Origin of the sequence: Streptomyces sp. NPDC046197, assembly GCF_040646295.1 — a bacterium.
In the GTDB taxonomy this organism is placed as follows: domain Bacteria; phylum Actinomycetota; class Actinomycetes; order Streptomycetales; family Streptomycetaceae; genus Streptomyces.
In genome coordinates this window covers 209,955-217,895 of record NZ_JBEYZY010000003.1, presented here as the reverse complement: position 1 = coordinate 217,895, position 7,941 = coordinate 209,955, and the positions used below count along the sequence as shown (strand labels likewise).

General features: G+C 72.4%; 7 protein-coding genes and 1 pseudogene. 4 read left to right on the top strand and 4 right to left on the bottom strand.

Features of this window, described 5'->3' with window-relative positions:
• Positions 1-134: 134 nt before the first annotated feature.
• From AB0A61_RS06130 to AB0A61_RS06120, 3 genes and pseudogenes are all read right to left on the bottom strand, one after another.
• Complete coding sequence (locus tag AB0A61_RS06130; protein WP_361287324.1) at positions 135-1,997, bottom strand: ABC transporter ATP-binding protein; 1,863 nt, start codon at positions 1,995-1,997, stop codon at positions 135-137.
• A 270-nt stretch (positions 1,998-2,267) separates the two neighbouring features.
• The gene (locus AB0A61_RS06125; protein WP_361286830.1) at positions 2,268-2,711 is read right to left on the bottom strand and encodes a hypothetical protein; all 444 of its coding nucleotides are present in this window, start codon (positions 2,709-2,711) and stop codon (positions 2,268-2,270) included.
• Positions 2,712-3,061: 350 nt separating this feature from the next.
• Positions 3,062-3,640, bottom strand: a pseudogene (locus AB0A61_RS06120) (ATP-binding protein); the annotation flags it as partial.
• Positions 3,641-3,840: 200 nt separating this feature from the next.
• Between AB0A61_RS06120 and AB0A61_RS06115 the strand changes: the two are divergent.
• From AB0A61_RS06115 to AB0A61_RS06105, 3 genes are all read left to right on the top strand, one after another.
• Positions 3,841-4,701 (top strand): helix-turn-helix transcriptional regulator, encoded by an 861-nt coding sequence (locus AB0A61_RS06115; protein ID WP_361286827.1) that lies wholly within the window; start codon positions 3,841-3,843, stop codon positions 4,699-4,701.
• The gene (locus tag AB0A61_RS06110) at positions 4,702-4,977 is read left to right on the top strand and encodes a DUF397 domain-containing protein (RefSeq protein WP_361286824.1); all 276 of its coding nucleotides are present in this window, start codon (positions 4,702-4,704) and stop codon (positions 4,975-4,977) included.
• An 83-nt stretch (positions 4,978-5,060) separates the two neighbouring features.
• Positions 5,061-5,876 (top strand): SAM-dependent methyltransferase, encoded by an 816-nt coding sequence (locus tag AB0A61_RS06105; RefSeq protein ID WP_361286821.1) that lies wholly within the window; start codon positions 5,061-5,063, stop codon positions 5,874-5,876.
• Between the two features lie 78 nt (positions 5,877-5,954).
• Here the strand turns inward: AB0A61_RS06105 and AB0A61_RS06100 are convergent, their stop codons facing one another.
• Positions 5,955-7,340 carry a PLP-dependent aminotransferase family protein gene (locus AB0A61_RS06100; protein ID WP_361287321.1) on the bottom strand — a complete coding sequence of 462 codons (1,386 nt, stop codon included), beginning with the start codon at positions 7,338-7,340 and terminating at the stop codon, positions 5,955-5,957.
• Between the two features lie 79 nt (positions 7,341-7,419).
• Between AB0A61_RS06100 and AB0A61_RS06095 the strand changes: the two genes are divergently transcribed.
• A partial coding sequence (locus AB0A61_RS06095; RefSeq protein WP_361286818.1) for a carboxymuconolactone decarboxylase family protein occupies positions 7,420-7,941 on the top strand: 522 nt, incomplete at its 3' end.

Sequence of the window (7,941 nt, the reverse complement as noted above, 5' to 3'; positions counted from 1 at the left end):
CGTCTCTGTGCTGTGAACGGTCGGCCCGCCTTCGGAGCGGGCTCTGTGCTGTGAACGGTCGGCCCGCCTTCGGAGCGGGCTCTGTGCTGTGAACGGTCGGCCCGCCTTCGGAGCGGGCTCTGTGCTGTGAACGGTCAGCCCGCCTTCGGAGCGGGCACCTTCCCGGTGAACTGCTCCGCCTGAAGCGCGTACAGCTCCGCGTAGAGGCCGCCGGTGGCCAGCAGCTCGTCGGGAGGGCCGGACTCCACGAGCCTGCCCTGGTCGAGGACGTGCACCAGGTCGGCGTGGCGCACGGACGCCAGCCGGTGGGTGATCAGCACGACCGTCTGACCGCCGTCGGCCAGCCCCCGGATCCGCTCGAAGACCTCCAGCTCGGCGCGGGCGTCGAGCGCCGCCGTCGGCTCGTCCACGATCAGGATGCGGCCACGCCGGTAGGCCGCCCGCGCAATGCCGAGCCGCTGCCACTGGCCACCGGACAGCTCGTGCCCGCCGCTGAAGTGGCGGGCCAGCAGAGTGTCCAGGCCCCTCGGCAGGTCGGCGACCACCTCCTCGGCGCCCGCCTCGCCGACCGCCCCGTACAGGCGCTCGTCGGTGAGCGGTGCCGACGGGCGGCCGATCGCCACGTTGACCCGGGCCGTGAACGGCCAGCGCTTGAAGTCCTGCGCCACCATCGCCACGCGCTCGGCGAGGGCGTGGCGGTCCGCTCGCGCCGCGTCGACGCCGTCCCACAGAATCCGGCCCCGCTCCGGGGTGTACAGGCCGGCCAGCAGCTTGACCAGGGTCGTCTTGCCGGAGCCGTTCTCACCGACCAGCGCCACGATTCGGCCGAGCGGGATGGTGAGGGTCACGTCGTCGAGCGCGGGGCGGGCGGCCTCGCCCGGATAGCTGAACGTGACGTTCTCGAACCGGATCTCCCGCGGGTCCTCCGGCAGGGGCTCACCGCCCACCGGAATCGCCCGCTCGGCCGCCTCGGCGTAGAGACGGTGCAGATCACCCACGAAGAGCGCCTCCTCGTGCAGCTCGTTGATCTCCAGGACGAGGGTGTCCAGGCTCGCCGAGCCGGTGCGGATGGCGATCACCGCCGTACCGGCCACCGAGAGCGCCATCGCCCCGGACAGCAGCAACCCGCCGAGCGTCGCGTACGTCGCCACGGTCGCCAGGCCGGTCCAGGCCGCCGCGAACAGACCCGTGCGGGCCGCGAGCCGGGCCAGCCGGGCCTGCTCCGCCTCCGCGGTCTCCGACATCGCCCGGTAGTGGCGCAGCAGGAACGGGCCGACGCCGTGTACGCGGATCTCCGGCGCCGCCGCGGGCTCGGTGAGCAGGCCGCTGAGCAGGTGCCCGGCACGGGCGTGCTGGACCCAGGTGTGGAAGGACTCGTAGTGGCGCCGGGCGTTGGTCAGCGCGCTCCACGCGCTCGGCAGCGTCATGGTGACGAGCAGCGGCAGCAGCACCGGATGCAGCACGGTGAGCACCCCGGCCGCCGCGACCAGCGAGATCATCGCGTTCACCACACGGGTGCCGTACGCGATCATCCGGCGCGCGGAGGAGGCGCCGTACTGGGCGGTGTCCAGCAGCTTGTGGAACGCGTGGTCCTCGATCGCGGCGAGCTCCACCGCCGCCGCCCGCTCCAGGTAACGCTCGGTCGCCAGCCGCTCCACCTTGGGTTCGAGCCGGCCGGTGGCGTACGTGGACGCGGCCCGCAGCACGGCGGCGACCAGCATCACCGCCGCCATGGCGGCCAGTGCGGGGGCGGCGCCGCGCAGCCGGTCCTGGAGGGCGCCGCCGGTGATCACGCGGCCCAGCACGCTGTTCACCGCGAGGAGACTCACCGCCTGCGCGGCCCCCCGGCCCGCCTCGGCGGCCAGTACCGTCCGTGCGGCGCGCCGGTCGGCCTGCCAGGCGAGCCGGAAGCTCGACCCCAGCAGGCCCGGCAGCCGGGTCACCATGCCGCGGAAGTTCAGCTCCAGGAAGGCGTCGTGATGTCGGTTCCACCCCATGTCGTAGCGCAGCGGGCCACCGAAGAGCAGCCGCTCCGACTCCGACACCTCGGTCCGGCCCGCATCCTCGTCTCGGCCCCGCCTCTTGCGCACCGTCGACCTCCCCCGATCGTGGACGACGGCCACTATCGCGGGGCGGGACGGGCCCAGGGCAGGGCGCATGCCACGGCGGGTGAGGCACGCGGGCGTACGCCCGAAGGGAGACCGGTGGTGGTCAGCCGGGAGCGCCGCGCGGGAAGCCCGGCCCCCGATGTCGCCCCCGGCGCCCGGTCAGGCGTTGACCGGCCGTGACCACGCCGGAGTCGTTCCCATCACCCGGCACAGCGCCAGGTAGAGGGGGATCGGCGGGGTGTACGGAACCGTGCCGTCCGGCCGGTGCACGAGGCCGGGCGCCCGTGGGGCGTCGGCCAGGATCGCTCCGGTGGCGTAGCGCGCGGGCGCGGGCCACTGCAGTGCGTAGTCGGAGTCGGACGGGACGATCCACCACCAGTGCGTCTCGTCGGCGTAGACGCACCCCACGCGCGGCAGCCGCGGCATCACCGGCGGTCCGAAGCGGGCGGGCACCGCGACCGCGTCCCAGCCCAGCGGGGCCGTCATGCCCTCCGGAACGGACAGCCGCCGGGGTGTGTCCGGCGTCCGCCGACCGCGCCCCAGGCGGACGAGCGCGTCCAGGCTGAGTACCTGACCGGAGCCGACGCCGCCGCTCACAGCCATGCGGCCCCCGTTCCGTGGTGTGCTTGCGGTGCGTCGCCGCGGTGTGCCTGGGGGGTGTTTCCGTGGCGTGTCTGCGTCTGTGGGGTACTCCCGTGGTGCGCTGGTGCCTGCGGCAGGGGATCCAGGTGGTGCGCCTGGGCCTGCCGGGCGCTTCCGTGGTGTGCCTGCGGTATGCCTGCGTGGTGTGCCTGCGGCGGCACGCCGAGGTGGGCGTGCGGAGTGCTTCGGAGGCGTGCCGCAGGAGTGTCTGCGTGGCCTGGCCGTCCTACGTCCTCAGGGCCTGCCTGCAGTACGTCCTCAGGGCCTGCCCGTGAAGTGTCCGGGTGGCCTGCCTGCGGGTCGTCCGGGTCGTCCGGGTCGTCCGGTCCGCGGGCCGGGCCGGGCTTCGGGCGGGCGCCCCAGCCCAGGTCGCCCCGCACCTCGGACGCGTCGTGCGAGGCGTCGGCACCACGCGGCAGCTCCGCCCACACCAGCAGTCCCGGACCGTGCTCGTGTGCGCCCCAGGCCCGGCACAGGGCGCCGACGAGGAGCAATCCCCTCCCGTGCTCCTCCTCGGCCCGCTGTGGTGTCGGGTGGGGCTCACCTGGGGCGCAGCCCTCGTCGCGCACGGCTATGCGCACCAGGTCCGCGCCGTCGTGCAGTTCGCACACGATCCGGCTGCTGGCGGTGTGCACGACGGCGTTGGTGACCAGTTCGGAGATGACCAGAGCCGCCGTGTCGCAGGTGTCCTCGCCCACCGACCAGCCGGTCAGCCGGGCCCGGGCCAGACGTCTGGCCTGTGCGGGCGAACCCGGGTGTGCGGCCAGCTCGAAGCGGAACCGGCGCTCGGCAGCGGCCCCGCCGGGGCCCGCTCCCGTCGCGGCGCCGAGACCGTGACGGTCCGCGGCGGCGTCTGTTCCTAAGGGCGGGGACGGAATCACGCTTGCCACTATCTCCCCGGCGTGAACACTTGGCAAGTGTCACTATGAAAGTTGCAGAGTGCGGTGTGACGCGGTGAGGCGCCGTGGCACACTGCTCGCAACAGCGTGTTGAGCGGCGCCACTTGGGATCGTCGAGGGTCTGTCAGGTCTTCGAATGAATCTTCGAATGGCGCCGTAGGGCTGTCAGGATCCCTTGCTGGAGGTGGAGCGTGAGCGAACCGCGGTCGGCGCCGACCGTCGGGCAGGTCGTGCTCGGTCGGCGCCTGTTGGACCTGCGGGAGGGCGCCGGGCTCAAGCGTGAGGAGGCCGCCCGCGTCCTGCGCGTCGCCCCGGCCACGGTCCGCCGTATGGAGATGGCCGAGGTCGCCTTCAAAATCCCGTACCTCCAGCTGCTGCTGAAGGCGTACGGCGTCTCGGACGAGGAGGCCGAGGCCTTCGTGCAACTGGCCGAGGAGGCCAACAAGCCCGGCTGGTGGCAGCGCTTCCACGACATCCTGCCGGGCTGGTTCTCGATGCACGTCAGCCTGGAGGGCGCCGCCGCCCTCATCCGCTCCTACGAGCCCCACTTCGTCCCGGGCCTGCTGCAGACCGAGAACTACGCGCGTGGGGTGCTCAAGTCGGGAGCCGTCGGCCAGACCAGCCCCGAGGACATCGAGCGGCATGTCGCGCTGCGCATGCAGCGCCAGGATCTGCTCACCCGTCCCGACGCGCCCCGGTTCTGGGTCGTGATGGACGAGACCGCGCTGCGCCGCCAGGTCGGTGGGCCGGAAGTGATGCGCGCTCAGATCGACAAGTTGCTTGAGGCCACGAAGCTGCCCAATGTGACGCTGCAGGTCGCCCCGTTCTCCTCGGGGCCCCACCCCGGCACGTACGGGCCCTTCGTGCTGTTCCGATTCGCCCTGCCCGAACTGCCGGACATGGTCTACAGCGAGTACCTGACCGGCGCCGTCTACCTGGACGCGCGCAAAGAGGTGGCCACCCACCTGGAGGTCATGGACCGCATGGCGGCGCAGGCCGCTACGGCACATCGCACGAAGGAGATCCTCCGGGATCTCCGCAAGGAGCTGTGAATGGATCGCATCACGTCCCAGCCCAAGCCGCGGACCCGCAGCGAGCGGATCTACAACGGCATGCCCGCCCGGGAACTGGGCAGTGAGGGCTGGCACAAGCCGTGGAGCGGTGGCAACGGGGGCAACTGCCTGGAAGCGATGAAACTCGCCGACGGCCGGATAGCGGTGCGTCAGTCGACCGACCCGGACGGCCCGGCCCTGATCTACACCACCGACGAGATGACCGCCTTCATCGAGGGCGCGAAGGCCGGAGAAGCGGACTTCCTGCTCTCCTGACCGACCGGACCGGACACTTGACCGGACACTTGACCGGACACTTGACCGGACACTTCTTCTCCCAGACGCACACGGGGTGCCGCATGACCCGGCAGGACGCCGACCGCAACGCCGTCGAGATCGACACCAGCAAGCCGCATCCCGCGCGGATGTACGACTGGTACCTCGGCGGCAAGGACAACTACCCGGTCGACGAGGAGATGGGCCGGCAGATGCTGGCCCTCGAACCGAGGGTGCCGGTGATGGCGCGGGTCAACCGGGCGTTCATGCACCGTGCCACCCGCTGGCTGGCCCAGGACGGTGTACGGCAGTTCCTGGACATCGGCACCGGCATCCCTACCGAGCCCAACCTGCACCAGGTCGCCCAGCAGATCGCGCCCCACGCGCGTGTCGTCTACTGCGACAACGATCCCATCGTGCTGGCCCACGCGGCGGCGCTGCTGCGCAGCACGCCCGAGGGCGTCACCGAGTACCTCCAGGCGGACGTGCGCGAGCCCGCCGCCATCGTCGAAGGGGCCAGAAGGGTCCTGGACTTCACCCGGCCCGTGGCGCTTTCCCTGGTCGCGCTGCTGCACTTCGTCCCGGACGAGGACGGGGCGCACGAACTCGTGGACCGGCTGCTCGCCGAACTCCCCTCCGGCAGCTACCTGATGATGACCCACGCCACCGGCGACTTCACCCCCGAGGAGTCCGCTGCGGCGACCGAGAAGCTCCGGGCCGCCGGAGTCACCCTGGCGCTGCGCTCCCGCGAGGAGTTCGGCCGCTTCTTCGACGGGCTCCAACTGGTCGAGCCCGGTGTCGAGGTGGTCCACAGATGGCATCCCGAGTTGGGCGAGCCGGTGCCCGGACAGGACGACGGGGTCATTCCCGGATACGGGGCGGTGGGCCGCAAGCCATGACGCCGTGAGCCGGCGGGAATTCGCCTCGCGGACCGGGACACGCCCCTGTTGTTGGGAGCGTGTCACCGGCGGTTTGTCTCAAGCAGGCGGCAGCACCCCGCACAGGGCCTCCACGGCCGCGCCGTACGCGTGTTCCGAGGGGCTCGCGTAACCCACGACGAGGCCGTCGGCGGCCGGCATTCCGCTCTGCGGGTGCCGGAACGCGGCGAGGCCGTCCAGGGCGATGCCCTGCCAGGCCGCCGCCCGGCACGTGGACCGTTCGGTGCCGGGCGGAAGCCGGAGCACGGCGTGCAGTCCGGCCGCGATCCCCGTGACCTCGACGTGCGGGGCCTGCGCGGCGAGCGCCGCGACCAGCCGGTCGCGGCGGCGCCGGTAACGCTGCCGCATGCGCCGCACATGACGGTCGTACGACCCGCAGGCGAGGAAGTCCGCGAGGCTCAGCTGGTCGAGGACGCTCGCCCACGCCTCACGCTCGCCCTTGGCCGCGAGCACGTCGCCGACGTACCGCTCCGGCAGCACCATCCACCCCAGCCGCAGCGCGGGCGACAGGCTCTTGCTGACCGACCCGAGGTGAATCACGCGCTCCGGATCAAGGCTCTGGAGCGCTCCGACGGGCTTGCGGTCGTAACGGAACTCCCCGTCGTAGTCGTCCTCCAGCACCACGCCTCCACGCGCGCGTGCCCAGTCGACCACGGCGGCACGGCGCTCGGGATGCAACGGGCCGCCGGTGGGGAACTGGTGCGCCGGGGTGAGCAGCACGGCCCGTTCCCGCCCCAGCTGGTCCACCCGCGCCCCGTGCTCGTCCAGCGGCAGCGGGACGGTGCGCACGCCGGCCGTCGCCAGCAGCTCCCGGTGAAAGCCCAGACCGTACGCCTCCACGGCCAGCGGACCGCGCAGCACTCCGCCCCTGCCCTGCCCGAACAGCAGCCGCAGCGCGTGGGCGAAGCCGGAGCAGATCACGATCCGGCCCGGCTCGGTGCGTACGCCCCGGGCGCGTGCCAGATACTCGGTGAGCGCCTCTCGCAACTCCCTCCGGCCGGCCGGGTCACCGGGACCGAAGGCCTCGTTCGGTGCCTGCTGCAACGCCCGCCGGTAGGACGCAAGCCACGCCCCGCGCGGGAAGGACGACGCGTCCGGAGCGCCCTGCCGCAGGTCGTGGCGCGGCCCACGCGCGCGTGCAGGCGCCCTCGCCGCGACCCACGCCGGGCGCAAGGGCGCCGCGCGTTCGGCAACCCGGGTGCCCGAGCCCTGGCGGGCGGTCAGCAAGCCCTCGGCGACGAGCTCCGCGTACGCGTCGGCGACCGTGTTCCGGGCGACACCGAGATCGGCGGCGAGCGAACGGTACGGCGGCAGCCGGGTGCCCGGAGCGAGCCGCCCGCTGTACACGGCCTCGCGCAGCGCACGGATCAGTGCGGCTCGCCGCCCGCCCGGCCCGGACAGCTCCAGATGCAGGTCGACGCCGATCCGTTCCGCGGAATTGACTCACGATTCCGTCATGGAAATGCACCCTACAGCCGGTCTTTCCGGCCTCTAGATTCAAGGCATGACGACGACGAACACGATCCCCGCGACCACCGGTGCCTCCTCCGTCGAGGAGGCGGGAAAGCCCCGCATCGACTTCGGAAAGGCGGCCCCGAAGGTCTTCCGCGCGCTCATCGGCGTCGATGCCGCGGCCCGCGGGGGCCTGGACCCCGCCCTCGTCGAACTGATCCAGATCCGTGCCTCCCACCTCAACCACTGCGCGTACTGCCTGCACATGCACACCAACGACGCGCGCAAGGCCGGCGAGAGCGAGGACCGGCTGCACATGGTCGCGGTCTGGCGCGAGGCCCGGCACTTCTTCACCGAGAAGGAACAGGCCGCCCTCGCGCTGACCGAGGCGGTCACCCTCGTCGCGGACGCCGGCGTCCCGGACGACGTCTACGCCACGGCGGCGGCCCACTTCGACGAGCAGGAACTGGCCCACGTCCTGGCCCTGATCCTCACCATCAACACCTGGAACCGGGTGGCCCTGGCGACGGCCAAGGTGGCGGGCACGGACGAACGACACCGTTGTGCCTCGGCC

Bases quoted from the DNA above. Each gene is read 5' to 3' on its own strand.
- AB0A61_RS06110 (WP_361286824.1), top strand. From the start codon at position 4,702: ATGGATCGCATCACGTCCCAGCCCAAGCCGCGGACCCGCAGCGAGCGG.
- AB0A61_RS06130 (WP_361287324.1), bottom strand. From the start codon at position 1,997: ATGGGGTGGAACCGACATCACGACGCCTTCCTGGAGCTGAACTTCCGC.
- AB0A61_RS06105 (WP_361286821.1), top strand. From the start codon at position 5,061: ATGACCCGGCAGGACGCCGACCGCAACGCCGTCGAGATCGACACCAGC.
- AB0A61_RS06125 (WP_361286830.1), bottom strand. From the start codon at position 2,711: ATGGCTGTGAGCGGCGGCGTCGGCTCCGGTCAGGTACTCAGCCTGGAC.